The organism is Bowmanella denitrificans (genome assembly GCF_039522935.1).
Taxonomy (GTDB): domain Bacteria; phylum Pseudomonadota; class Gammaproteobacteria; order Enterobacterales; family Alteromonadaceae; genus Bowmanella; species Bowmanella denitrificans.
The window spans coordinates 68649-94402 of record NZ_BAAAEI010000021.1 but is presented as its reverse complement, the minus strand read 5'-3'; the positions used below and the strand labels follow the sequence as shown (position 1 = coordinate 94402).

The 25754-nt window shown below is 47.5% G+C and carries 28 protein-coding genes; 24 read left to right on the top strand and 4 right to left on the bottom strand.

What is annotated here, in order from left to right; genetic code table 11:
* The first annotated feature begins 3 nt into the window (after window positions 1-3).
* The 9 genes from ABD028_RS17075 (at window position 4) to ABD028_RS17035 (ending at window position 8738) form a co-directional block, all read left to right on the top strand.
* Window positions 4-783 (top strand): cephalosporin hydroxylase family protein, encoded by a 780-nt coding sequence (locus ABD028_RS17075; protein WP_343846485.1) that lies wholly within the window; start codon window positions 4-6, stop codon window positions 781-783.
* A 38-nt stretch (window positions 784-821) separates the two neighbouring features.
* On the top strand, window positions 822-1997 hold the full coding sequence (locus ABD028_RS17070) for a radical SAM protein (RefSeq protein WP_343846483.1): 1176 nt from the start codon (window positions 822-824) through the stop codon (window positions 1995-1997).
* Between the two features lie 13 nt (window positions 1998-2010).
* Entirely contained in the window at window positions 2011-3084 is a 1074-nt protein-coding gene (locus tag ABD028_RS17065) for an NAD-dependent epimerase/dehydratase family protein (protein ID WP_343846481.1), read from the top strand.
* Window positions 3081-4301, top strand: a complete 1221-nt coding sequence (locus tag ABD028_RS17060; protein WP_343846479.1) for a class I SAM-dependent methyltransferase — start codon at window positions 3081-3083, stop codon at window positions 4299-4301. Before ABD028_RS17065 ends, ABD028_RS17060 begins: the two co-directional genes overlap by 4 nt.
* A gap of 7 nt (window positions 4302-4308) precedes the next feature.
* Entirely contained in the window at window positions 4309-5277 is a 969-nt protein-coding gene (locus ABD028_RS17055) for a class I SAM-dependent methyltransferase (RefSeq protein ID WP_343846478.1), read from the top strand.
* Window positions 5274-5816: a dTDP-4-dehydrorhamnose 3,5-epimerase family protein gene (locus tag ABD028_RS17050; protein WP_343846477.1), complete on the top strand. Its 543-nt coding sequence runs from the start codon at window positions 5274-5276 to the stop codon at window positions 5814-5816. Before ABD028_RS17055 ends, ABD028_RS17050 begins: the two co-directional genes overlap by 4 nt.
* Before the next feature lie 5 nt (window positions 5817-5821).
* Window positions 5822-6841, top strand: coding sequence for a TylF/MycF/NovP-related O-methyltransferase (locus tag ABD028_RS17045; protein WP_343846476.1), 1020 nt, complete (start codon window positions 5822-5824; stop codon window positions 6839-6841).
* A gap of 21 nt (window positions 6842-6862) precedes the next feature.
* Window positions 6863-7690, top strand: a complete 828-nt coding sequence (locus ABD028_RS17040) for a phytanoyl-CoA dioxygenase family protein (protein WP_343846475.1) — start codon at window positions 6863-6865, stop codon at window positions 7688-7690.
* A gap of 244 nt (window positions 7691-7934) precedes the next feature.
* A complete protein-coding gene (locus ABD028_RS17035; RefSeq protein ID WP_102795705.1) occupies window positions 7935-8738 on the top strand; it encodes a flagellin N-terminal helical domain-containing protein in 804 nt (267 codons plus the stop codon).
* A gap of 58 nt (window positions 8739-8796) precedes the next feature.
* On the opposite strand, the gene ABD028_RS17030 is transcribed toward ABD028_RS17035, so the two are convergent.
* A complete protein-coding gene (locus ABD028_RS17030) occupies window positions 8797-9723 on the bottom strand; it encodes a KpsF/GutQ family sugar-phosphate isomerase (protein ID WP_343846474.1) in 927 nt (308 codons plus the stop codon).
* On the opposite strand from ABD028_RS17030, the gene ABD028_RS17025 reads away from it, so the two are divergent.
* The 8 genes from ABD028_RS17025 (at window position 9723) to ABD028_RS16990 (ending at window position 17918) form a co-directional block, all read left to right on the top strand.
* On the top strand, window positions 9723-10169 hold the full coding sequence (locus ABD028_RS17025) for a hypothetical protein (RefSeq protein ID WP_343846473.1): 447 nt from the start codon (window positions 9723-9725) through the stop codon (window positions 10167-10169). The two genes, ABD028_RS17030 and ABD028_RS17025, sit on opposite strands and share 1 nt — an antisense overlap.
* A gap of 184 nt (window positions 10170-10353) precedes the next feature.
* Window positions 10354-11817, top strand: coding sequence for a sigma-54 dependent transcriptional regulator (locus tag ABD028_RS17020; protein WP_343846471.1), 1464 nt, complete (start codon window positions 10354-10356; stop codon window positions 11815-11817).
* A gap of 147 nt (window positions 11818-11964) precedes the next feature.
* On the top strand, window positions 11965-12540 hold the full coding sequence (locus ABD028_RS17015; protein WP_343846668.1) for an NADPH-dependent FMN reductase: 576 nt from the start codon (window positions 11965-11967) through the stop codon (window positions 12538-12540).
* Window positions 12541-12550: 10 nt separating this feature from the next.
* Window positions 12551-13522 carry a zinc transporter ZntB gene (gene zntB / locus ABD028_RS17010; RefSeq protein ID WP_343846469.1) on the top strand — a complete coding sequence of 324 codons (972 nt, stop codon included), beginning with the start codon at window positions 12551-12553 and terminating at the stop codon, window positions 13520-13522.
* Window positions 13523-14014: 492 nt separating this feature from the next.
* Complete coding sequence (locus tag ABD028_RS17005; RefSeq protein WP_343846467.1) at window positions 14015-14599, top strand: CBS domain-containing protein; 585 nt, start codon at window positions 14015-14017, stop codon at window positions 14597-14599.
* A gap of 135 nt (window positions 14600-14734) precedes the next feature.
* Window positions 14735-15833, top strand: a protein-coding gene (gene prfB / locus ABD028_RS17000; RefSeq protein ID WP_343846465.1) for a peptide chain release factor 2 whose coding sequence is annotated in 2 segments (ribosomal slippage) — window positions 14735-14809 and window positions 14811-15833 — 1098 coding nt in all. Because the reading frame shifts where the segments join, the coding sequence is not laid out codon by codon here.
* Window positions 15834-15863: 30 nt separating this feature from the next.
* Window positions 15864-17405 (top strand): lysine--tRNA ligase, encoded by a 1542-nt coding sequence (lysS, locus tag ABD028_RS16995; protein WP_343846463.1) that lies wholly within the window; start codon window positions 15864-15866, stop codon window positions 17403-17405.
* 123 nt (window positions 17406-17528) lie between these two features.
* The gene (locus ABD028_RS16990; RefSeq protein WP_343846461.1) at window positions 17529-17918 is read left to right on the top strand and encodes a GxxExxY protein; all 390 of its coding nucleotides are present in this window, start codon (window positions 17529-17531) and stop codon (window positions 17916-17918) included.
* 45 nt (window positions 17919-17963) lie between these two features.
* Here the strand turns inward: ABD028_RS16990 and ABD028_RS16985 are convergent, their stop codons facing one another.
* Window positions 17964-18449, bottom strand: a complete 486-nt coding sequence (locus ABD028_RS16985) for an FKBP-type peptidyl-prolyl cis-trans isomerase (protein ID WP_343846459.1) — start codon at window positions 18447-18449, stop codon at window positions 17964-17966.
* A gap of 12 nt (window positions 18450-18461) precedes the next feature.
* Window positions 18462-19424, bottom strand: a complete 963-nt coding sequence (ygfZ, locus tag ABD028_RS16980; RefSeq protein WP_343846457.1) for a tRNA-modifying protein YgfZ — start codon at window positions 19422-19424, stop codon at window positions 18462-18464.
* A 122-nt stretch (window positions 19425-19546) separates the two neighbouring features.
* On the opposite strand from ygfZ, the gene ABD028_RS16975 reads away from it, so the two are divergent.
* From ABD028_RS16975 to ABD028_RS16965, 3 genes are read left to right on the top strand one after another with little or no spacing between them, the layout of a single operon-like run.
* The gene (locus tag ABD028_RS16975) at window positions 19547-19798 is read left to right on the top strand and encodes an FAD assembly factor SdhE (protein WP_102795690.1); all 252 of its coding nucleotides are present in this window, start codon (window positions 19547-19549) and stop codon (window positions 19796-19798) included.
* Window positions 19785-20228 carry a protein YgfX gene (locus ABD028_RS16970; protein ID WP_343846455.1) on the top strand — a complete coding sequence of 148 codons (444 nt, stop codon included), beginning with the start codon at window positions 19785-19787 and terminating at the stop codon, window positions 20226-20228. The genes ABD028_RS16975 and ABD028_RS16970 overlap by 14 nt, the downstream gene beginning before the upstream one ends.
* Window positions 20225-21085 (top strand): MaoC family dehydratase, encoded by an 861-nt coding sequence (locus ABD028_RS16965; protein WP_343846453.1) that lies wholly within the window; start codon window positions 20225-20227, stop codon window positions 21083-21085. The genes ABD028_RS16970 and ABD028_RS16965 overlap by 4 nt, the downstream gene beginning before the upstream one ends.
* A gap of 62 nt (window positions 21086-21147) precedes the next feature.
* On the opposite strand, the gene nadB is transcribed toward ABD028_RS16965, so the two are convergent.
* Window positions 21148-22755 (bottom strand): L-aspartate oxidase, encoded by a 1608-nt coding sequence (gene nadB, locus ABD028_RS16960; protein WP_343846451.1) that lies wholly within the window; start codon window positions 22753-22755, stop codon window positions 21148-21150.
* 263 nt (window positions 22756-23018) lie between these two features.
* Between nadB and rpoE the strand changes: the two genes are divergently transcribed.
* The 4 genes from rpoE to ABD028_RS16940 are packed head-to-tail and all read left to right on the top strand — an operon-like array spanning window position 23019 to window position 25670.
* Window positions 23019-23597: an RNA polymerase sigma factor RpoE gene (rpoE, locus tag ABD028_RS16955; RefSeq protein WP_102795970.1), complete on the top strand. Its 579-nt coding sequence runs from the start codon at window positions 23019-23021 to the stop codon at window positions 23595-23597.
* A 42-nt stretch (window positions 23598-23639) separates the two neighbouring features.
* Window positions 23640-24233 (top strand): sigma-E factor negative regulatory protein, encoded by a 594-nt coding sequence (locus tag ABD028_RS16950; protein ID WP_343846449.1) that lies wholly within the window; start codon window positions 23640-23642, stop codon window positions 24231-24233.
* 1 nt (window position 24234) lies between these two features.
* The gene (locus ABD028_RS16945) at window positions 24235-25188 is read left to right on the top strand and encodes a MucB/RseB C-terminal domain-containing protein (RefSeq protein ID WP_343846447.1); all 954 of its coding nucleotides are present in this window, start codon (window positions 24235-24237) and stop codon (window positions 25186-25188) included.
* Window positions 25185-25670 (top strand): SoxR reducing system RseC family protein, encoded by a 486-nt coding sequence (locus ABD028_RS16940; protein ID WP_343846445.1) that lies wholly within the window; start codon window positions 25185-25187, stop codon window positions 25668-25670. Before ABD028_RS16945 ends, ABD028_RS16940 begins: the two co-directional genes overlap by 4 nt.
* The last annotated feature ends 84 nt before the right edge of the window (window positions 25671-25754 follow it).

Here is a 25754-nt window from a genome sequence, read left to right as displayed (position 1 = left end):
TTTATGAAACTGGATAAAATTGAAGTTGATTTCAAAAATGGTTTGGTTAATTACGAAGTCAATAGTGAAAAATATTCTGCCACAGTCAACAGCAATGAAGGCTTCAATGCTATTGCTTCCGCCATGTTGAGAACCGGCTGGGACAATAAGTATGTATATAGTTTTACTTGGCTTGGTCGCCCTATTATTCAACTGCCAGATGATATGATTCGTATACAAGAAGTTATCTATAAAGTAAAACCAGATGTTATTGTTGAAACTGGTGTTGCTCATGGTGGTTCTTTGATTTACTACGCTTCCATATTAAAAGCTATGGGCAAGGGACGGGTCATAGGAATAGATATTGAAATTAGACCACACAATCGTGTTGCGATTGAAGAGCACAGGATGTTTGATGCCATCACCTTGATTGAAGGTGATTCAGCGGCGGAGCAAACCATTGAACAGGTGAAAGCTCAGATAAAAGAAAGTGAAAAGGTAGTAGTTTTTTTGGATGCAAGACACACCAAGGAACATGTTCTGAAAGAGCTCGAAGCTTATTCGGAGCTAGTGTCCCCTGACTCCTATATCGTCGCTATGGATGGCATTATGAGAGATCTAGAAGGAGCCCCGCGAGCTGACGACGACTGGTCATGGAACAATCCGTGCGAAGCTGCCTTAGAATTTACCGAAAAGAATAGTAACTTCAAACTGGAAGAGCCCGGCATTCCTTTTAATGAAGGTAACATTAGCGATCGGGTACTCACTTATTGGCCATCGGCTTATATCAGGCGAGTTATCTGATAATAGTAGTGCCGACCTATTTTACACAGGAGATAGCCATGCCCAGCGTATATTTTTCTGAAGACGACATGTGTACAACGCAAAAACTTCAGGTAGCAAGAGTGCAAAAATGGTTTTTAGTTAATGGTTGGGATGTTGTGAAAGACCCGGCCGATGCAGATATGCCTATTTGTCTTACATGTAATGGTTGGAAATTGCTTACTGAAAACTCTTTCAACCGAATTAACCGCTTGCAAAAAGCAGGGGTGGCCGAAAAATTGGTTGTTTTGGGCTGCATTAATGACGCTCATCCTGAGAAAGTGGCAAAAGTCCATTCAGGTAAGACAATATCCAATGCAAAGCTGGATGAACAAATCGATTCTTTGATTCCTGATGCAAAAATTAAATATGCAGATGTGCCACATTGTTCTGAATTCAGAACCAAAGAAGACTATCGTGTTTACGATATAAGTAAGCAGTTTGTTAATATTGCTAATGGTTGTTCCTTTAATTGCTCTTTCTGCCATCATAAACCTGGCCTAGGTGAGAGAAGAAGTCGCACTAATGAAGACGTTCTGGCGCAGATCAAAAGGTTGGTTAAGTTGAATGTCAGAAAAGTAGTTTTAACGGGTATGGAAACCTCCTTTTATGGTATGGAGCACGGCACTAATTTTGCGGAGTTGTTGGATGCCGTTTTAAAAGTTGACGATTCGTTTGAGGTACATATTGCCCAATTTCAACCTCAGGGCATTCATAAAATGTTTGATACATTGTTACCGCTAGTGCAATCCAAGCGCATCACTGATTTCCAATTGCCCATTCAAACAACGAGTTCCCGTCTCTTGAAAATGATGAAGAGGACAGACAGAACGTCGGACGTTGCCAGCTTTATCGAAAAGATGAGAGAAAAGAATAATCGTGCCATTTTACGGACGGATCTGATCGTCGGCTGGCCTACGGAAACAATGCAGGAATTGGACGATTCTCTGGCGTTTGCAGTGAAGTACTTTGATGAAATAGCTGTTTATGCGATCGAGCTGGATCCTGACTTACCGGCCTGGAAATACCATGAACAGGAGTACAGTGCTGAAGAAAGAAATCGACGCGTCAGGTATGCGCGTGATTACATTGAAAAGCATGGGAAGATGGCGCATTGCGGCCAGCAAGATGATGCCACTATGCAAGAGGTCGAAGCCAAAAGGCAGCAGATGCGTATGGCTCGTGGCGTTGCGTAATGAGCATTAAAGAATGAATATCATGAACAACATTCTCATTACCGGTAACCAAGGGTATATAGGACCTGCGTTAGTTGCCATTCTCAAAGAGCAATATCCATCGAGCACTGTCACGGGGCTGGATACCGGTTTTTTCGAGAGCAGGCCGACAATACAAAGAGCCTATCCCCAAATATTACCAGATTACCAGATGGTCGGAGATGTGCGCCAGTTAGATGCCTCCGTACTCAGCGGCTTTGATGCTGTTATCCATCTCGCTGCCATTTCAAATGATCCTATGGGGGAGACATTTTCTGATGTAACCAAACAGATCAACTTGGAAGCTTCGAAAGATTTAGCCCGGCGGGCGAAGATGTCTGGCGTAAAGCGTTTTGTATTTGCTTCCAGTTGCAGTGTTTATGGTGCATCTGATGACAATGCTTTCGTCAATGAAGAATCGCCTCTTGTGCCTGTTACAACCTATGCGAAAAGCAAGGTGTTGATGGAGAAGTATCTCTCCTCATTAGCCAGTCCCGATTTTCAAGTTGTTTGTCTCAGGTTTGCCACTGCTTGCGGCGCCAGTTCACGCTTACGTCTTGATTTGGTGTTGAATGATTTTGTGTACACGGCTCTCACAAGCAACAAGATAAAGATCCTTTCAGATGGCTCTCCCTGGCGTCCTCTGATTGATACTCAGGACATGTCTAGGGCATTGATTTGGGCATGCTACAAGTATTCTGATTCAGCCCTGCCTTTTTTAGCAGTAAATGTTGGTCGTAACGATAACAATTTTAGGATTTCTGAATTGGCAGAATGTGTTGCCTCGCAGCTCCCGCGAACGCAAATTGTGCTCAATAAAGATGCTTCGCCTGACAAGCGTTCTTACAAAGTCGATTTTAACCGATTCAAGCAATTGGCCGGAGCTGATGTACCTCAGATGTGTATCACGCAATCAATTTCGCAACTAATTGACTGTATCGAGCCCATGCTCAGTCAGGGAGGGGGGACACAAATGAATGACTATAAACGCTTACATATTCTCAAAGGGCTAATAGAAGCCAAACATCTTGACAGTTGCTTGTACTGGAATAGGAGCCCGGCTGTATGAGCCAGTGCCGAGCTTGTGGAGGAGAACTGGCTTATATGATGGCAAATCTTGGAGTAACGCCTTTGGCCAACTCATATCTCCAAGAAGACAGATTGGATAAGGAATCTGCCTATCCCTTGGAAGTTAAGGTGTGTGGTGAGTGCTATCTTGCACAGGTGACCACTGCCGTAGATCCAAAGATTATCTTCTCTCAATATGACTACTTGTCATCTTATTCCTCTAGTTGGCTTCAACATGCTAAGCAATATTCGTTAGCTGCAGTTGAAAGTCTTGGATTGGGAAAAGACAGTTTAGTAGTAGAAATTGCTAGTAATGACGGATATCTGTTAGGTAATTTTGTAGAGAGGGACATTCCTGTTGTGGGGATTGAACCTGCGAGCAATATTGCTGAGTTGGCTAATTCTAAGGGGATCCGCACAGAGTGCATTTTCTTTGGAGAGACGTCGGCTAAGCAATTGCTCAACAAATATGGTAAGGCCGATCTGATGGTTGCTAATAATGTGTTGGCGCATGTGCCCGATATTTGTGACCTTATTGCAGGAATGTCCTTAATGTTGTCTGACGATGGATTGTTGAACATTGAGTTCCCGCACCTACTCAGCCTGTTACAGCATAACCAATTCGACACAATCTACCACGAGCACTATTCTTATCTGTCGTTGACCACAGTAGATACTCTTTTCCATCGATTTGGATTACGTGTCCATCATGTGGAGGCGCTGAGCACACATGGCGGGTCTTTGCGAGTCCATGCCAGTAAAATTAAGCGTGATAGGGTGGTCTCTAACGCCGTCTTAGAAACAAAAGAAGCCGAGCGCACTTATGGTTTGATGGATGCCAATGCTTATGTCCATTTTCACCATACAATCAAGAAAATACAGTCTCAACTGGTGCAATTTATTGTTGAGGCTAAAAGGTCTGGTCATAGCCTGGCAGCTTATGGTGCGGCAGCAAAAGGAAATACATTGCTCAATTATTGTGGGTTGAGCAAGGATGACATCGATTTTGTCGTAGACCTTAATCCATTGAAACAAGGTAAATTTCTACCTGGCAGCCATATTCCAATTTTGCCACCAGAGGCACTGGCAGAGCATAAACCCGCCTTTATTCTGATTCTGCCGTGGAACTTGAAACAAGAGATTACGGAGCAACTTGCTTATTGCAGAGATTGGGGGGCAAAGTTCCTCGTGGCTGTTCCAGAACTCACCCTACTCTAGGATACGTATGACTGAATATCATCATGACCTTCAAGCTGAAGCAGAAGCTTTCAATGAGCGAATATCTGAACGAACCAAAGCCGGATTTGTTCCTGATCTCAGGCGTGCACAGCGCTGTGAATATTTCTATAAAAGTTTTTGGCGCGACCCTAAGTTTATGGATTTATATGTTGGCGAGATGTACCGCAATTATTCGCGGATGATTACCGCCTTTGCTGGCAGTAAAAAGCGGATTCTTGATGTCGGTTGCGGTCCTGGATATTTCGCTCTAGAACTTGCCAGGGAAGGGCATGAGGTTACTGGAATTGATATTGCTGCAACAGCAATAGCAGAAGCTGAACGCGTTGCGGAAGAAAATCCTTATGTGGAGCATTTTGGTTCACTTAACTACGATGTTTGTTCAATTGAAGACCTAAGTGAGGAAGATAAACAGTTTGATGTCATCCTATTTTCCGGCGTGTTACACCACTTGGAAGATATAAATTTGGCCTTGAACAAGGCCAAAAAGCTGTTAAGTCCAAATGGTATTATTCTCGGTCATGAGCCCTGCCATGAAAAATGGCAAGACAAAGATGCTGCAGTTGTTGGCGTCATACGTTGTTTGCTGGCTGCTACAGGTCACTGGTATGAGAAAATTGGTGATGTTTTATCTGACACCAGCGAATCTGCATGGCCACAGTTAGCGAGTGATATTAAGGAAGAATATGTTGAAGAAAGGGACAAATCAGAAGCAGGCCAGTCGCCCCATGACAATACTTTTACGGGAGAAGCAATATTGTCTTGTGTGCAAAAGCACTTTCGGTTGTTGGAATACAAGCCCTCCAGTTCTTTCATTTATAGGGTCTTAGGTGGCATCAGAGGTGATTTACATAAGGAGCATCAAATTGCGGAATTGCTAGCTGCGTTTGACAAGTATGCCGTGGAGAGCCAAATCCTCAATCCTAATTACTTCTATTTCTGTGCCAGAACAGTATGAATGTGCAGTATCTGAAAATCGATGGAGCAGCGTTGATAAATTTAGAGCGGCATTGTGATGGTAGGGGTTATTTCCGACGAAACTATTGTGCATTGTGGATGAAAGAGCATGGTTTTTCCGCACTGCCTCTTCAAATAAGCGAGTCTTTTAATACACACCAATTCACGTTGCGAGGTATGCATTTACAATCTGCTCCTCACGAAGAAGTTAAGCTTGTAAGCTGTATTAAAGGTAAGCTTTTTGATGTGATAATTGATTTGAGACCATTGAGTAAAAGCTACTTGCAGAGTTACTGGGTTGAGTTATCAGAGTTTGACGATCTCTGTTTATATGTCCCAAAAGGTGTTGCTCATGGTTTTATGACTTTGGTCGATAATACTATTATAGAATACAAAATATTTGAGGGGACCTACTCCCCTGAGCATGCTAGAGGTATCAGTTGGAATGACCCTGTTCTCGATAAGATCCCTTGGCCTGCAGCCCCCCAAGTGATTTCCGAGCGTGATAGCAGCTATCCTTTTCTGAGTCTATGTGAGTAATAAAGATGGATGTATTAATATTTGGTACAGGTCGTGCTGGTCAAGAGGCATATAAAACCCTAACCAGTAGCGGAAGGTACAACATCGTGGGATTTTCCGATAACAACTCAGAAAAATGGGGAGACAAATTTTTCTCTCTGGATATCATAGCTCCAGCGGACATAGGTAAGCATATTAGTTTTGACATTGTTTTAATTGCAAGCGAATGGTTTCCTGATATTAGACAGCAGCTGTTGATAGAAAATATATGTAAGGATGAAGAGATATTTGAATTCACTATCAATACCAGCGTTGATATTAGCAAGATTAACTCGGTCTACAATCAAGATAACTTAAAAACAGTCGCAAATCATGACTTCATGCATGATGCTCTCTTTCAGGCCGCCTATGCAAGAGGGTTAAAAGCGCTTCATCATAGAAATAGTTCAAAACATATAGAGTACTTTGTCGACTGGCGTGCGCATACCCTGATTTGGGCAGCAAAGCAAGCTCTCGCCACAAAGGGGGACTTCGTCGAATGCGGAGTGAACTACGGATTTTTTAGTTCAGTATTGATGGAGTATTTAGATTGGGATATACATGACAGAAAATTTTATCTCTGTGACACATTTTCGGGCTTAGACGAAAATTTACTTTTAGACGAAGAAAGAACTTCAGGTGCCGCTGAATCAAGTGATAAAGCTAAATTGAAAGGAGCTTATGTGTCCAATGTTGAAAGTGTAAAAGAAAACTTTTCTCAATGGAGAAATGTTGCTTTTATTATTGGAAGCGTGCCCGACTCACTTTCGCAGATAAAAGCTGGGAGAGTCGCATTTCTACACATTGACATGAATTGTGCGAAGCCTGAAGTTGAGGCGTTAAGGTATTTTTGGAATTTACTTTCACCGGGTGCTATTGTGCTGCTTGATGATTATGGTTTTCCTGGGCATGAGATGCAGAAAAGAGAAATGGATAAGTTGTCGACAGAGTATGGATTTAATATTCTCAGTCTTCCTACCGGTCAAGGATTAATCGTTATTAATTAGTTTCCATTCCAAGGGGGGGGTATGTTTAAATCTCAGCTTGATTTGACTTTTAAAAATGTGACTATTAAGAAGGGGGCTGTTTTAACTGAAGATCAAATAAAGTTTTACAATGATAAAGGGTATGTGAAGCCTATTAGAATATATGATGAAATTGAGATGGAGGAAATAAATTCTTATATTGAAAGTTTATTGAGTGCGTCAGCTAAAATAGGTAGATATGGACTCAATTGTTATCACTCCAAGTTGCAAGGTGTGTGGGATATAGCTACAAATAGCCGAATTTTAGACTGTGTGGAGGATATATTAGGCGAAGATATTATATGCTGGGCTTCAGCTGTTGTGTGTAAAAACGCTCATTCGTCGAAAGTTATTCCGTGGCATCAAGATGCTGTTATATGGAATTTGACACCTGCACGAACTGTGAATGTATGGTTAGCTCTAGATGATGCTGATGTAGAAAATGGTGCAATGCAGTGGATCCCCGGAAGTCATAAAAAAGGCCCAGTGAAAATCGATTCTGAGTTTTCAAGTAATGAAATAGATATCAACTTGTTAGAGACTAATTTACCTCAAATAAACAGCTTGAAGGCGGGAGAGTGCTCGATTCATGCAGATATGTTAGTACATGGCTCCCCAGCCAATTTAAGCTCGAGAAGACGTTGTGCTATAGTTTTTAGATATTGTAGCCCAGATGTTAGAAGTATTGATGAAAAATGGGCCGAAGAAATTGAGTCCATTATTTGTAGAGGACAAGATGAAAGTGGCTACTGGCGTCATCATCCAAGGCCTCTCAATAATGATCTTGCAAAAGTAAGCGAATCTGCATTGTCTTCTGTAAGGAGGCAGTAATTCTATCTACCCATCTAAATGATTGTTATAAAATTCATGTAAGCTACATGCTCAACCAGCATAGTATGTAGTACAAATTGAAGGTTATTTGGGAGCTCGTTTTGGACTTGATTTTTATAAGATGAATGACTTCAGCATATACAATGTATAACAAAGTATAACTCTCCATACTATTGCGACAGCGCATTGCTTACTTTCCAGCCAACCCTCTGCTATTCTTAGGGCTGAGGTTTGAGGGGGGCTTATGTTAGAGATTAACAGTACCAAATCCAATGCGTCTTTACTGCAACAAGTGCAGCAGAAGCAGAATTCGCTGTTTGAAAAGCTGGCTTCCGGTAAGCGGGTGAACAGTGCGGCTGATGATGCGGCGGCCCAGCAGATTATTGATCGTTTGACGTCGCAAACATCCGGTGTGCGTCAGGCCTATAACAATGCCTATGACGGTGTGTCCTTGGCCCAGGTGGCTGAAGGCGGGTTGTCTGGCATTAGCAATGATGTTAACCGTATTCGCGAACTGTCTGTGCAGGCCGGTAGTGGCATTTTGACCGATGCGGACCGTAAGGCACTGCAAAAAGAAGTGTCGCAATTACAAGACAATATTAAGCAGACCATCGACCAGACCGAATTTGCCGGCAAGCCGCTGCTTTCTGGTGAAGGCAATGTAGATTTTCTGGTGGGTGCCAATTCAGGGCAGTCCATCAGTGTTGGCACCAAAGATATTGCCGGTGGTTTGAGTGATGTGCTGAATATTGATATCAGCACCGCCAAAGGTGCCTCTGATGCCTTAGAAGTTGCCGACAGTGCCGTAGAGTATGTTGGTTCTGCCCGGGCTGACCTGGGGGCCACCCAGAATCAGTTTGAAAGTGCCGCACGTAATCTGGCTAATACCGAAGTGAATGTACAGGCGGCCAGAAGCCGTTTGCAGGATCTGGATTATGCACAGGGCTCAGCGGACAAAGCGGCCAATGATATATTGGGGCAGGCATCCATTGCCGTACAGGCCCAGGCTAACCAGCAGAAAGGGCAGGTGCTGGCGCTGCTTGGTTAAACTTTGCATTTTGAAATATGATAACGCCGCACTTGTTGCGGCGTTATTGTTTGTTTTCCTATTTCTTCACAATGCCGGCCAGTTTGCCGTTGTCCAACACCAGCAAAGAGGTAATGCGGTTTTTTTCCATCAGAGCAAAAGCTTCGGCCATCTTAGCATTAATATCGATGCTCTTGGGATTGAGCGTCATCATCTGTGCGGCAGTTAAATCGAACACGTCTTTTTTATACCGGGTAAAACCGCGGCGAATATCACCGTCTGTGATAATGCCATAGCCCTTGTCTGCCTCGACAATAGCTATGCCTTGCTGACCACCGCTAATGGCATCGACGATGTCGGCAAAGCTGGCGCTGGTTTTAACTAACGGCAGATGATCTTTAATCATTTCATCCTGCACGCGCGCCAGCAGGCGTCGGCCCAGACTGCCGCCGGGATGAAAGCGGGCAAATTCTTCGGGCTTAAAATCCCGAGCTTTCATCAACGTCACCGCCAGGGCATCGCCCATGGCCAGGGTGGCTGTGGTGGAGGCGGTGGGGGCCAGTTGTAATGGACAGGCTTCTTTTTCTACCCCGACATTTAATATGGCATTGGCGGCCCGGCCCAGACTGGATGTGGTGTCCCCGGTCATACCAATCAGAAAGTTACCATTTTCTTTTAAAAACGACAGCAGTTTGACCACTTCTTCTGTTTCACCGGAATTGGAAATAGCGACAAAAATATCTTCCTTGGCAATCATTCCCAAATCGCCATGGTAGGCTTCGCCCGGATGCATAAAAAAACTGGGGGTGCCGGTACTGGCGAGCGTTGCGGCTATTTTTCTGCCAATCTGCCCAGATTTGCCCATGCCGCAGACCACCACCCGCCCTTTCGTGCTGAGTATGCTTTCTACCGCCAGGCTGAATTGACTATCCAGTTTGTCTGACAGTTGGCTGATAGCCTGGGCTTCGATGTCAAAAACGTCTTTGGCAATATCTAGGTAATTCAATGGAACACTTCCTGAACAGGCTTGGCCTTGGCTATTTGGGGTATTTTGACCGATACAACGGGGATTTGTCGAATCTGTTGGTGGTTTTGGGATTGGGGGGCGTCGTTTCAGATGAAATTTTGTCTTACACGTCCTTGTGTAAGACCCTTCGGGCCGCCATTAGACTGCTGGCGTCAAATTTCATTCCAGATGATTTTTTGCAACCAACATCCTTGTCGGTTGCCCTTCGGGCCGCCATTAAACTGCTGGCGTCAAATTTCATTCCAGATGAAATTTTGCAACCAACATCCTTGTCGGTTGCCCTTCGGGCCATCATTAAACTGCTGATGTCAAAAATCGCTCCTGGCGATTTTTTGCTGTTACCGTCCCTGGTAACAGCCCTACGGGCCGCCATTAAACGACTGGCGTCAAAAATCGTTCCAGACGATTTTTTGTGCGGTTCTTAAGCGCTTGATCACAAACCTGAATCTCTCAGGTTGCGATTGACCGGGTAATGGTTAAAATCCAAGGGTAGAATGTCGGATACAAAGATATCAATCAGTTATCCGTTTCTTTATCGAGGGCTGAATGCCATTTCAGTCAGGTTTAATGTCACGCGTGGGTTGTCCGCAACTTTGAGGTCGCTAAGGTATGAGTAAAATTCTGATTATCAGTGGGCTGGAGGCTCGCCGGATAAGTCTTCAGACGGTACTCACCTTTATGGGCGAACACTGCGATTGCGTTGCGCCTGACCAGGCCTTTGACTATCTGGCTAAGCAGGGCCCCTATGCCTGTGTGTTGCTGGATGCCGATAGCGGCGAACTTAACGATAAACTGTTACAACTGCATCCGGCTCAGCCTTTTATTATGGTGGGGGCCGATGGTATGGAACATCAGGGCAACCTGGTGGGCGTATTACCAGAGCCGGTAACCTATCCCCAACTGACCCAGATGTTACATCGCTGTCAGGAATACCTGCAACGCCGTCCCAGCCAGGGTGGCGCGGTACAAAACAAAACAAAACTGTTTCGCAGCCTGATAGGTAAAAGCAGCGGCGTGCAGTTGGTGCGCCATATGATTGAGCAGGTGGCACCAACCGATGCCAATGTGCTGGTACTGGGGGAGTCTGGCACCGGTAAAGAGGTGGTGGCGCGCAATGTACATTACTTGTCTAATCGTCGCGAAGGGCCGTTTATTCCGGTCAATTGTGGTGCCATTCCTGGTGAACTGCTGGAAAGTGAGCTGTTCGGGCATGAAAAAGGGGCATTCACTGGCGCGGTGAATTCAAGAAAAGGCCGGTTTGAACTGGCCGAAGGTGGCACGTTATTTCTGGATGAAATTGGCGATATGCCGCTGCAAATGCAGGTTAAGCTGCTGCGGGTGCTGCAGGAACGCAGTTACGAGCGAGTTGGTGGCACTAAGCCCATTCAATGTGATGTGCGGGTGATTGCTGCCACACACCGCGATCTGGAAAATATGATCACCGACGGCAAATTCCGTGAAGATTTGTACTACCGGTTAAATGTGTTTCCTATCGAAAGCCCGCCATTGCGTGAGCGTAAAGAAGATATTCCGCTGTTGTTGCAGGAACTGGTGTCCCGTGCCCTGAGTGAATCCGGGCGCAGCATCAAGTTTACCGAAGGTGCGTTGAAATCCCTGATGGAGCATCACTGGGCCGGTAACGTTCGTGAATTGTCGAATCTGGTGGAACGCCTGCTGATCCTTTACCCGGATAAGGTGGTGGATGTCAGTGATTTACCGCATAAATACCAGCACCATCAGGCCGATGATTATCAGCCTGAGTATCCGGAAGAATTGCTGGAACGCGAAGCCATTAATGCCTTGTTTGGTGATTTTACCGAAGAAGATGACGAACCCGATGATACCGGCTTCAGTCAAGCAGAAGACCTGGAAGCCGGCGGGCAGTCCCAAGCTCTGCCAGAACAGGGATTAAACCTGAAAGAATACCTGGCTGAGCTGGAGGTTAGTTTAATTACCCAGGCACTGGAACAGCAGGAATGGGTGGTGGCCCGGGCCGCCGAAGTGTTGGGTATGCGCCGTACCACATTAGTTGAAAAAATGCGCAAGTACGGTATGAGCAAAGGCGACGAATAGCCCCACGCCTCATTATGCTGCCCTATCAACCACTGGCTTTTTTCTGAGCCAGTTCTGGATTGTACTGTGTCTTGCATCTGACCGGTTGGTAATTGTAACCAGCAAGGTTAAGCTGACAGTTCCTTAACGCAAATTGAGATGCACACTATGCCACGTATTCTGGCTTTTTCCGGCAGCAGCCGTAAGGATTCATTTAATCAGAGGCTGGTAAGCATTGCCGCTGATGCCGCCAGGCAGGCCGGTGCCGAGGTCTCGCTGATTAATCTTGGCGATTATCCTATGCCAATCTATAACCAGGATTTACAGGATGAGCAGGGGCTGCCCGAATCTGCGGTGGCCTTTAAGCAACTGTTAATTGAGCATGACGGGCTGCTGATTGCGTCACCTGAATACAACAGTGCTTTTAGCCCGCTACTTAAAAATGCCATTGATTGGGCGTCCAGAGCCACTGAACCTGGTGAGGCGCCGCTTGTGGCCTATCGAGGTAAAACGGCGGCCATTATGTCTTGTGCGCCAGGTGCGTTGGGGGGCTTACGCGGCCTGGTATTTTTAAGAATGCTGTTACAAAACATTGGCGTGATGGTGCTGCCGGGGCAGCGAGCCATTGGCCAGGCGGGCTCTGCATTCACCGAACAGGGGCAGTTAAAAGACGCTGAGCAGCAACAGGCTATCAGCAAATTGGCTGTAGAGCTGGTGGACACCCTGAATAAGCTAAGCCGTTAAGGAGCCGTTTATGCAAGATGAGGCCTTGATTCACGCACTGCTGCTGGATGGCAAAGGCGGTGCGTCGGTATTGGATTGGCAAGGAGTGAAAAACTGGCAGCCGCAGGACGGGGTGTTGTGGGTGCATCTGGATTACAGCCAGCCGCAAAGTATTGAGTGGCTGGAGCAGGGGGCTGACCTTAATCCCGTGGTCACCGATGCATTACTTACCGGTGAAACGCGTCCCAGAGCCATTCGTATCGACAACGGTTTGTTGCTGGCCTTGCGTGGCGTCAACTTAAACCCCGGTGCCGATCCCGACGATATGGTATCGATACGGCTGTGGGTTGAGCCAGGGCGCATCATCAGCACCAGAAAACGTCGTTTGCTCTCTGTCACCGATGTTGCCAATGAATTAAAAGCCGGGCAGGGCCCGGCTCGCACCGATGAAGTACTGGCCAGTTTATTGTCCAGACTGGTGGCGAGAATGTCTGATACGGTGGATTATTTCGAAGATCAGGTGGCTGAATTCGAAGAGCAGGCACTGGAGCAGCAAAATGCCCAGATGCGCGCCGAACTTGGTCGGGTGCGGCGGCAGATTATCTCTCTAAGGCGCTATTTGGCGCCGCAACGTGAAGCCATCTCTCAGTTGTTGTCTGACCGTATCGATTGGTTTAGCCGCGATGTACGATTAAGTTTTCAGGAAACCCTGGACAGCTTAATGCGCCATGTGGAAGACCTGGATGCGGTGCGTGAAAGGGCTGCCGTTACTCAGGAAGAAATAGGTAATCATCTGGCCGAGCAGATGAACAGTCGCATGTATGTGTTGTCTATTGTGGCCGCGTTCTTCTTACCCTTGGGTTTTCTGACCGGGTTGCTTGGCATTAATGTCGGGGGCATTCCTGGTGCCGAGAACCCATTGGGCTTTGGAGTGTTTATTGCCCTGTTGGTGTTGGTTTGTGGATTGCAGATTGTGTGGTTCAGGCGCAAAGGCTGGCTGTAAACTCAAATTTTATACAATTTAACCGAGAGCTATTGAGTTTTTAGCCAGTTGCTCCATATTGAAGTTATGAGCATTCTTCGGTACCGCCACGTGCGTCAAGCTGTATACCGGCCTCGTTACTTTAGTCTTTTTACAACGGCGTTGTGTTTGCTGGTTTGTTGGCTGGGTAACAGTGCAAGTGTTACCCGTTCCGTCGGCGACTCTTCTGTGCTCACTGTCACGCAATATGCTGACGCACAGCTGTTGCAAACGGATCTGGACAGAGACGACTCCAGTCTGGTCGGCTCAGTATCGAACGTCAGCGCTCTAACCCAGTCCTACTTATTCGTTCCTGCATCCCCCCAAGCCATATACAACGCCAGTATTGGGCTGCCACAGCCGCGGGCCCCACCTCTGGCAAGCTGAACCATAAAAAATTTACCCCGTATCGCCTATACTTAAACCTCGGTTTCTTAGCGAGCGGGCGACGTTCAGTTTGTTGGAGAATCCAAAATGACAGATAAAATATTGAAAACTCAGGCTTTAGGCCAGGTTACCCAGTTTTGCTCTACCGAAAGCGTTGAGCCGTTAAACCTTGATAGTGCTGCCGTTAAAGTAGTAACAGATTTTACCCGCCGTAGTCCCCAACTGATAGATAAGGACGTATCTGTTGACCAGGCGCTGTTTATGATGAAAAAGGGCCATGTTAAGGCCAAGTTGGTAGTGGACGCCGATGAGCAGTTTCTCGGTATCGTCAGCTTTGCTGACTTAAGCAGTCGTAAAATACTGATGATCGCCAATCAGCGGCAGCAGGACAGAAATGAGCTGACGGTGGAAGATGTGATGGTGCCACGCCGGGAGTTGCAAGGTATCAGCTATGCGCAACTGAAAAATGCCACTATCGGCGATCTGGTCAATACGCTGCGTAGTTTGGGTGAGCAGCATATATTGTTGGTGGATGAACTGGGGCATTTACGCGGCCTGATCTCGTCCAGTGATATTGCCAGGGCCTTGCACATACCGCTGGATATCAGCCTTAAAGCCAATAGTTTCAGAGATATTTTCAATGTCCTGCACGAGCATACTGAGCTGGTCTGACAACCTGTGATTCTGTGGATGGCAGGCTGCTGGCCTGCCAATATTCCAACTTTTGTCAGGCCGCTGGGCCTGTCATTCCTTTGCGTAATCCGCTAAAATCCGCCTCCTTTGTAAGCAAGATTTGATAGCTGATTTATGTTTGAAATCAATCCGGTAAAAAACGCCTTGGCGGATGTCCGGGAGCGCTCCAATGCGCTCAGGGGGTATCTTTGACTTCGATAGCAAGCAAGAACGCTTAGAAGAAGTCAATCGCGAACTAGAAAGTCCCGATGTTTGGAATGAGCCAGAACGGGCCCAAGGGCTGGGTAAGGAAAAAGTTGCCCTGGAGAAAGTAGTCGACACTATCGTCGCCCTGGAAAAAGGTGCCGAAGATGTAGAAGGCCTGCTGGAACTGGCGGTTGAGGCCGAAGACCAGGAGACTTTTGACGAAGCAGAAGCGGAGCTGGCGCAATTGATGGCCAAGCTTGAAGATCTGGAATTTCGTCGTATGTTCTCTGGTCCTAACGACGCCAATGACTGCTATCTGGATATTCAATCCGGTTCCGGTGGCACAGAAGCGCAGGACTGGGCCAATATCATGCTACGCATGTATTTGCGTTGGGGTGAAGAGCACGGCTTTAAAACCGAGCTGATTGAAGTTTCTGAAGGCGAAGTGGCGGGCATTAAGAGCGCCACCATCCGTTTTCAGGGCGAGTATGCCTTTGGCTGGTTGCGGACCGAAACCGGTGTACACCGCCTGGTGCGTAAATCGCCGTTTGACTCGGGGAACCGTCGTCACACTTCCTTTGCCTCGGCTTTCGTTTACCCGGAAATTGATGACGATATTGAGATTGAAATCAATCCGTCTGATTTACGCATCGATACCTACCGTGCCTCTGGCGCGGGAGGGCAGCACGTAAACCGGACCGACTCGGCCGTACGTATTACCCACATACCCAGTGGTATTGTGGTGCAGTGTCAGAATGACCGTTCACAGCATAAAAACAAAGATCAGGCCTTTAAACAGTTGAAAGCCAAGCTGTATGAAATGGAACTGATGAAGCAAAACGAACAGAAACAAGCCATGGAAGACGGCAAGTCGGATATTGGCTGGGGCAGCCAGATTCGTTCCTATGTGCTGGATGACTCCCGTATCAAGGACCTGCGTACCGGGGTAGAAACCCGCAATACCCAGGCCGTACTGGACGGTGGGTTGGACAGATTTATACAGGCCAGCCTTAAGTCCGGCCTGTAAACGCAATCAGTAATCAGGAATACACAGCAGATGACAGACATTCAACAAGATGAGAATAAATTGATTGCGGAGCGCCGTGGCAAATTGGCCGAGATCCGCAGCAATTGTCCGGCCAATGGTCACCCCAATGAGTTCCGCCGTGAGCACTATAGTCAGGATTTGCAGGATGTCTTTGGTGATAAAGACAAAGAAGAGCTGGTTAGCCTGAATACACAGGTGAGTGTGGCGGGTCGTATACTGGCCAAGCGCGGCCCCTTCCTGCTGCTGCAGGACATGAAAGGCCGCATTCAGGCCTATGCCAGTAAAGAAACACAGCAGGATATTAAACAGCGTTACGGCACCTTGGATATCGGCGATATCATCGGCGTCAGTGGTGCACTGCATAAATCCGGCAAGGGTGATCTGTATGTGGATATGGCCGAGTATCAGTTGCTGACCAAGTCGCTGCGTCCGCTGCCTGAAAAGTTCCACGGCCTGGCTGACCAGGAAACCAAGTACCGCCAGCGCTATGTTGATTTGATTATGAGTCAGCAGACCCGTGACACCTTCAAAGTGCGCAGTAAGATTATCAACGGCATCCGTAAGTTCTTGTCTGAACGCGATTTTATGGAAGTGGAAACGCCGATGTTGCAGGTGATCCCAGGTGGTGCATCGGCCAAGCCTTTTGTGACACACCATAATGCACTGGATATCGATATGTATCTGCGTATCGCCCCGGAGCTTTATCTGAAGCGTTTGGTGGTGGGCGGCTTTGAGCGGGTGTTTGAAATCAACCGCAACTTCCGCAACGAAGGCTTGTCTACCCGCCATAATCCTGAGTTCACCATGATTGAGTTCTACCAGGCGTATGCGGATTATCATGATTTGATGGACCTGACCGAAGATATGCTGCGTACTTTGGCGCAGGATGTATTAGGCACCACGGAAGTCATTAATACCATCCGTGATGCAGATGGTAATGTACTGAACGAAAAGCGCTATGACTTTGCCCAGCCCTTCACCCGTCTGAGCATGGGCGATGCCATTTTGAAATACTGGCCAGAAGCCGATGAGGCCGCCATTCGCGATCCGCAGAACAATATGGATAGCCTCAAAGCAATGGCCAAGAAGCTGCATATAAAAGAGCCGGAAGTGGACGGTATTTGGGGCCCAGGCAAGTACCTGTGCGAAATTTTCGAAGCGACAGCCGAAGAGCAGTTGGATCAGCCGACCTTTATCACTGAGTATCCGTGGGAAGTGTCACCGCTGGCGCGTCGTAACGATAAAAACCCCTTTATTACCGATCGCTTCGAATTCTTCGTTGGCGGCCGTGAGCTGGCTAATGGTTTCTCTGAGCTCAACGATGCCGAAGATCAGGCTGCCCGTTTCCGCAAACAGGTAGAAGAGAAAGAAGCCGGTGATGATGAAGCCATGCATTACGATGATGACTATATTCGTGCGCTGGAATACGGCTTACCGCCAACAGCAGGTGAGGGTATTGGCATCGACCGCCTGGTGATGCTGTTTACCGACAGTCCCACCATCAAAGACGTGATCCTGTTCCCGCATATGCGCCCGCAGGCTGAATCTTAATAAATAAAAACGCCTCTCTCGCAGAGACGCAGTGAACACGGAGTGGTAGAAGTACCGCTCCGTTTTTTGTTTTGGCGTGACTAAACTTTGCGATACCAGTGAAGCCATTCTAGGACATTAATTTTGCATCTGACCGAAAATCAATTGGGAAGCCGAATTATTCACCATGCAATAGCTTTACATAAAGAGGTTGGTCCTGGACTGTTCGAATCGGTCTACGAGGTCGTGTTGGCTGATGCATTGGCTAAAGAAGGGTATAAGGTGGAACGTCAATCGGTCGTTCCCATTGTTATTCGCGGGATCCAATTCGACGAAGGATTCAGAGTGGATTTGATAGTGGAAGACAAGGTTTTACTGGAGTTAAAATCTGTCAGTGACATACACAATCAGCATAAAAAACAGCTGCTGACCTACCTGAAGTTAACAGGAATAAAGCTTGGGTACGTATTGAATTTTGGCGCAGCAACGATGAGAGAGGGCATTGTTAGGATTGTCAATGGACTAGTTTCCTGATTCATCTCTCAGCGATTTCTGCGCCTCTGCGAGAACAGAATTTAATTAGTGTTCGTGGCCGCAGCCGCCTTCGCCGTGCACATGGCCATGGGCCAGTTCCTGTTCGGTGGCGTCACGTACCTCAAGTACCTCTACATCAAATTTCAGGGTCACACCTGACAGCGGATGGTTACCATCTACCACCACCTCGTCATCAGTGATATCAATAATCATCACCGACTGTTCACCGTCATCTGTGGTGGCGCGAAACTGCATACCCACTTCCACGTCCATGCCTTCAAACATAGACTTGGGAACCAGTTGGATCAGTTCGTCGTGACGCTCGCCATAGGCGTTGGCAGGTTCTACTTCGGTAACAAACTTATCACCGGCTTGTTTGTCCAGCAGAGCGTCTTCCAGCCCCTGGATCAGAAAATGCTGACCATGCAAAAAACTCATGGGCTTGCCGTCACGGGAAGAGTCAATCTGCACATCTTCTGTGGTACTGACGGTGTAGTGCATGGTTACAACTTTGTTTGGGGCAATTTTCATGGATAGATAGCCTTAATTTTCAAGTGAATAGGGAAGAGGTAACACCTCGAACAGCACGTCAGGTTGTTGCTTGCTGCGTAGTAAGGTACCAGTTTGCGTATCGTTAGGTAATACAGCCAGCAGCCAAGTCTCTTCGCTTAACGTCGCACAGCTTAACACAGTGCCGCTGCGGCGCCAGTTTTCCTCAAGCTGTACTTCCAATGCATCGCCAGGCGTCATATCGGTCGCATGCCTGGCATGAAGAATGTAGGCTGCCCGTTTGTTTTTACCCAGGTAACGGGTACGTGCCACGGTTTCCTGACCCATATAGCAGCCTTTGGTAAAACTTATGGCATCCAGGGCCTGCATATTCACCATCTGTGGCACAAACTCGGCACTGGTTTGTGCATTAAGTTTTGGCAGACCGGCCTGAATATCCAGCACCTGCCAGAGATTTTCCGTATAAAGGTGCTCTGACAGCGTCTCAACGATCTGGGTAGACAGTGGTTCATGCAAACCCACTATATAGCGAATGTCCGGGCTGTCTTGTCTTATGATCACGGATCTGTCGGTGCAACTGATGCCAAGATGGGTTTGCGGTAACTGACAACCCTGCTTTGTCAGCCAGGCTTCTGGATTTGGCCCGGCAATACCAAACCAGGTTAAATCGGTTTTGGTTAATGCGACTTTGGAAAATACCGCATATTTTTTCAGCTCCGGCAGCGATTTCTCTATTGCTTCACTGTCGCTCAACATAAAAATCTCTTCGCCCTGGCTAAACACCTGATACAAAGCCCAGGCCTTCCCTTTGGCATCACAATGGCAGGCGTACATGGCTTTATCTGCGGTTAAGCGCTCAAGATCCTGGGTTAACTGGCCTTGCAGATATTTCAGTCTGTCTTCACCGCTGGCCTGAAGCAGGGAAATCTGGCTAAGGGGGATGACAAAATTTGTCGGTAAGCTTGTGCTATTGGCAATAGATTGAATTGAAGGCATGAAAAGTCAGCAATTGTCAGCAATGCCGGGATCATGGGGGTAAAGCTTAGGTTAAACAAGATCAGTTTGGTGAATTGAGTTAATATGCAGGCAACCCACAAAGTTGTTAAAGAGAGGGCAGGATGTTTACGATGCAAAGAGTCAACCGGATCCGCTGGGCATGTCGCCGTGGCATGCTGGAGTTGGACGTACTGTTTCAACCTTTTTTTGATGAGGCGTTCAGTGAATTGACCGATGACGACAAGGAAACCTTTGAGCGGTTACTGACTTGTGATGACCCGGATCTGTTTGCCTGGGTAATGGGCCATCAGCAATGTGATGATCCTATGCTGGCCGCTATGGTCGGGACCATAGTTAATCGTGTCAAAGTATAGGATTGAGCTAGGTCATTCAGAATTACAACAGCGATGTCTGGCCGGCTTGTACGGCCTGTTGATCGCCTCTGTGTGGTGCTGGCAAGCGCAGGTTTTGCCCTGGCAATGGTGTTGGCAAACACTGGTTACATTGTTTTTATTATATTTGCTGTACCGTCGCTTGAAACAACCTCAGCAAGTTCGTATTTTCAGTCTGTCCGAGCAAGGAGACTGGCAATGGCTGGATGAACAACCATCCGGCTTAATGCAGATTTCATCCTCAAGCCGGGTTACGGCCTGGTTAGTGTTTATCTCATTGCATGATGCATTTGATAAGCATCAGCGCCAATACCTCTGTGTGTTTCGCGATGCCGTATCAGTCGCCGACTATCGTCGTTTATGTCGTATAATCAGCCAAGGCGTTCACCCCGATTTGGAGGGCAACAGATGAATATCAGACAATTTACCCCGGAATCTTTGCCCAAAGTACCCGCCATGTTACTTCGGGCAGCGGTTAAATCTGGTCAGCAGGCTCCTGCGCCGCAGCTCCCTGAATTGGTATTGCGCTGTGAAGGATTAAAAGCCGATTCCGATAAACTCGACGAGTATCATGAACTGTTGGCCTGGGATAAAGAACAGGTGCATCCGTGCTGGCTGCATTGTCTGGCTTTACCACTTCACCTCGGCTTATTGCTGGATAAAGGTTTTCCTTTCAAAGTCATGGGGCTGGTGCATATGGAGAATCATATCACCCAGTACCGACCCGTTAGCCGCCATGAGAAGTTGTCTATTAGTTGTCGCTTCGATAAGTTGCGCCGCCACCGGCTTGGCTGGCAGTTTTCGCTGCTGACGGATATTCAGGTGGGCGAGGAGATGGTTTGGCAGGGGCGCAGTGTCAGTCTTGTAAGACAGGGGGATTTGCCGAAAAGAAGCCTAGCTTCCAGCTCAGCCAATTTACCTGCAGGACAACTCTGGCATCTGGATGCCAGTTTGGGTCGTCAGTATGCCAAGGTATCGGGTGATTATAACCCCATCCACTTGTATCCCTGGTCGGCGCGTTTCTTTGGCTTTAAATCGCAAATTATTCATGGCATGTGGAGTAAGGCGCGCTGTATTACCGCGTTGGCACCATTGCTTGGAGAGGCTTACAGCCTGAGTGTCAGTTTTCGCAAACCGGTATTTTTACCTTGTGAAGTCAGTTTTCATTCTGAAGAGGGTGAGAATGGTGGCAGCTTCACCTTGGGATCTGCCGATGGTCAGGATTTACATTTGAGTGGAAAATATCAGGTTGTAGTGGCCCCACATTAAACTGGTCAACCGATGTGAAGCGGAGATAAATTCTCCGCTTCGTTCCATCAATAAAGCCTTATCTAGCTGGCTTGATAACGCTCAGGAATAAGGACAGATGGTTGAGGGTTGTCCTGCAGATCGGGGTAGTCCAGATTGTAATGCAGTCCGCGGCTTTCCTTGCGTAACATAGCGCATCGCACAATCAGCTCAGAAACGGTCACCAGATTACGAAGCTCCAGCAAATTGTTGCCTACTCTGAAATTACTGTAGTACTCGTCAATTTCCTGCTTAAGCAATTCTATCCTGCGCATAGCCCGTTCGAGGCGTTTATTGGTGCGTACTATGCCTACGTAATCCCACATAAACAGACGAAGCTCATGCCAGTTATGCTGAATTACCACTTCTTCATCAGAATTACTCACCTGGCTTTCATCCCAGGGTGCAATGTCTTCGTATATATCTTGCTGCTGCAGTCTGGCCTGAATATGTCGGGCTGCGGCTCTGGCAAATACCACACATTCCAGCAGGGAGTTGCTGGCCATGCGATTGGCGCCATGTAAACCGGTATAGGCCACTTCACCGATGGCATAAAGATTTTCAACATCGGTTCGCGCATCGAAGTCTGTCATTACGCCGCCGCAGCTGTAGTGAGCGGCAGGTACCACCGGAATCGGCTCACGGGTAATATCTATGCCCAGAGAGCGACATTTGCGATAAATAGTAGGGAAGTGCTTTATAACAAAGTCGGCAGGCTTGTGACGAATGTCCAGGTACATACAGTCAGCACCCAAACGCTTCATTTCAAAGTCGATAGCACGAGCCACCACATCACGCGGGGCGAGTTCCGCCAGTTCATGAAACTTATGCATAAAGCGGGTGCCGTCGGCATGGGTCAGGTAAGCCCCTTCACCACGTAAGGCCTCGGTAATAAGAAAATTACGCGCCTGGGGGTGATACAAGCAGGTGGGATGGAACTGATTAAATTCCATATTGGCTACCCGGCATCCGGCCCGCCAGGCCATGGCAATACCATCACCACTGGACACATCCGGGTTGGAGGTGTATTGGTACACTTTACTGGCACCACCAGTGGCCAGGGCCACAAAGCGACTTCGAATCACTTCCACCTGTTCCAGATTGCGGTTCCAGGTATAAGCTCCCAGCACTCTGTTGGTGTTTAGCCGGCTTTTGATCAAATCAACCGCATTGTACCGCTCAAACAACTGAATATTGGGGTGCTGACGCACAGCATCTATCAGGGTGGTTTGCACTGCCTTACCGGTCGCATCGGCGGCATGCAGGATGCGTCTGTGACTGTGCCCGCCCTCGCGGGTCAGGTGGTAGCGCGCTTCCCCTTGTTCATCCGTTTCCTGATCAAAAGGAACGCCAAAATTGATCAACCACTGCATGGCCTGCTTGGCGTTACCCGCGGTAAATTCCACCGCAGCACGCTCACACAGCCCGGCACCAGCCACCATGGTATCTTCCACATGGGAATCTATTGAGTCGGTTTCGTCAAATACCGCGGCAATGCCACCTTGTGCATACATGGTTGAACCTTCACCAACAACACTCTTACTCAGGACAATGATTCGACACTGCTGAGCCATTTTTAACGCCAAACTCAGGCCTGCTGCGCCGCTGCCTATGATTAAAAGATCACATTGATGTTCAACCGCTTGATGCATGAGGTAAACTGTTCAGGTTTCATTGAGTTTGGGCATGATACTATATCTTGCGGGTTTGGTATGAATTCCTGTATCGGGCCAATTTTTGCTGGGGACTTGTCGACTTGATTGGCATGCGGTTGGTTACGTGTCAGCCGCACGTTGTTCATGTTGGATGCAAGTTTAAAAAATAATTTCGAACTTTTTTTCAGACCTCGTGTCTATTTAGGTGCTTGCAAGAGCCAATGCATCAGAAAAGCGGTTCAAGAGGGGATGTGGCTCGGATGAGCGAGCAATTTACAGATCAACAATTGGTTGAGAAAGTACAGCAGGGCGACAAAAACGCGTTTAATTTTTTGGTCATTAAGTACCAACATAAGGTCGCCCACTTGGTATCCCGATATGTTAAGAACACTGGTGATGTAGCTGATGTAACTCAGGAAGCTTTTATCAAAGCATACCGGGCATTGCCCAGTTTCCGTGGTGAAAGTGCTTTTTATACCTGGTTATATCGAATAGCCGTTAACAGTGCGAAGAATTATCTGGTGGCTCAAGGTAGGAAGCCGCCAGCCAATGATGTGGACGCAGAGGAAGCAGATTTTTACGACGGCAGCGATGCGCTTAAAGAGAATAGTTCTCCTGAGCGTACGCTGATGTCGGAACAGATGGAAAAGTTGTTGTTTGACACAGTCGACAAGCTGCCCGAAGATTTACGTATGGCAATTACCCTACGTGAGCTGGAAGGGCTAAGCTATGAAGAGATCGCTACCGTTATGGATTGCCCTGTGGGTACAGTACGGTCACGTATCTTCAGGGCGAGGGAAGCGATTGATAAGGTCATTCAGCCCCTGTTACAGAAATAGCCGACACGTGAAAGTGCCCGCGTTAATCAGGAACTTTGTTTAATGAAGCAGCAGAAACTGGAAAACCTCTCGGCCCTGGTAGACGGTGAACAATCCCTGCAGGGGTTCGAACTGGATATGCAGGCCGAACAGGAACTGGTCGAAAAATGGCGCAACTATCACCTTATTCGTGACGGATTGCGTAAAGAACTGCCTCCTCAACTGGACTTCGATATCAGCAGCAAGGTTGCTGCGGCGCTGGATAATGAGCCGACAATACTGGCACCAAAGAAAAAACGTATCCAGGATTTACCTGTGATTGGTCATGTTATTCCGCTGGTTCGCCAGGGGGGGCAATTCGCGATTGCAGCCTCTGTCGCCGTGGCTATGATTCTCGGAGTGCAGCAGCTCAACCAGACACAGCCTGATCAACCCTTTAATTCGGCACCAGCTCTGGCGGTGCCGGGTATGCAACAAGGTGGATTGTCACCGGTGAGTCTGGAGCAAACCAGGCCGTTACCGCAAACTGATGCACTGGAACAGAAACGCAGAATCAATGCCTATCTTAGTGATCATGAACGGCAGATGCGTTTAAAAGCCAATCAGTTTGATAAAGTTGATGAGCAAAATACCCAGCCCGAGGCGCAGCAAAACTAATATGCGGCGCTGGTGGTATGCCCTTCTAATTTGCATTTCTTTTTCCGCTGCTTCGCAATCTGATGACAGCGCTCAGGCTTGGTTGGACAAGATGGCCTCGGCGCTTAAGCAGCTTAATTACCAAATTTCTTTTGTATTGATTCAGGCCAATGGCGGATTCGAACCCTATCTATGGCGGCATGCCGTAATGGAGGGGATTGAGGTGGAGCACCTGAGCCTGCAAAATGGGCCAGGACGGGAAATTGTCCGCATTGGTGACCACGTCAGCTATTTTGAGCCTAATGTCCCTGCCTATGCCATTCGCTCGGCCAATATTAATGGTCCGTTACCCGTTACCTTGTTTCGCCAGCCAGAATTGCTACAAAACGCGTATGATTTTGTTATGGTTGGACGCAGTCGGGTATCTGGCCGCTCAGCACAGCAAATCCGTATTGTTAGTAAAGACAAGAGCCGATACGGCTTTAACCTGTGGTTAGACCAGGACAGCGGTCTTATCCTTAAACTGGATATGATGAACCTGCAAGGCGAGCCACTGGAACAGGTTCAGGTAACCTCATTGCATGTTACGCCAGAGCCTGACGAGTATTTTTCCCGTATTGAAGCTGCCAAAATGCCGCAAGCTGTACATTTGCCTGATTTAGATTCAACAACCGCGAAATGGCAAGTGAACTGGTTACCCGTCGGTATGGTGGAAGTACGTCGTGACATGCACCGACTGCCTCTGACCGGCCAGATGGTTGACTATGTGATGCTCAGTGATGGGTTGGTGAATGTGTCATTGTATCTGCAAGTGGTTGATCCAGGTTCTTCGGAAAATGGTTGGTTAAAATACGGTGCCAACACCTTGCTTTCCCTGCAAAAAGGTCCGGTAGAGATTACCGTTGTGGGTAAATTACCTCCGCAGACTGCCAGTGCTATTGCCAACTCAGTACAAATTGTCGGAAACGAACCATGATCGAAGAATTGGGTGTTATTAAGAAAGTCGATCAGGATCATATCTGGGTGGAAACACAGATCAAAACCACCTGCGGTGGTTGTGTCGCCAATCAGGATTGTGGAACCGGTGCTATCGCTAAAACCTTATCACCGAAAAGCCAATTGTTGATATTCCGCTGTACCAAACCGGCTAATGTCGGCCAGAAAGTCAAGCTGGGCATTCCTGAAGATGATTTACTCAGTGCCTCAGCCTTAATGTATATGTTGCCGTTGTTGGTGCTGATTGCTTCAGCGTTAGCTGCCGAATCATTGCTGCCAATGTTAGGCGTGTATCATGAACTCTGGACAGTTGTGTTTACTGCAGGTGTCACAGCGCTAAGTTTTTTGCAGATTCGCCGACATCTTCAGGGCAGCAAAGGGCGAAAATACCAACCCAAGCTACTTGAATTGGTGCCCTTGCGGGGCACAGGAATTGATATCAGGGAAGTCACCGATAACTAGTTGTGATTTATTCTTGCACCTTCATCACTACAACAAGATCGCAAAGCGCGAAAGAAAACGGTAAAATCGCCGCCTTACATAATT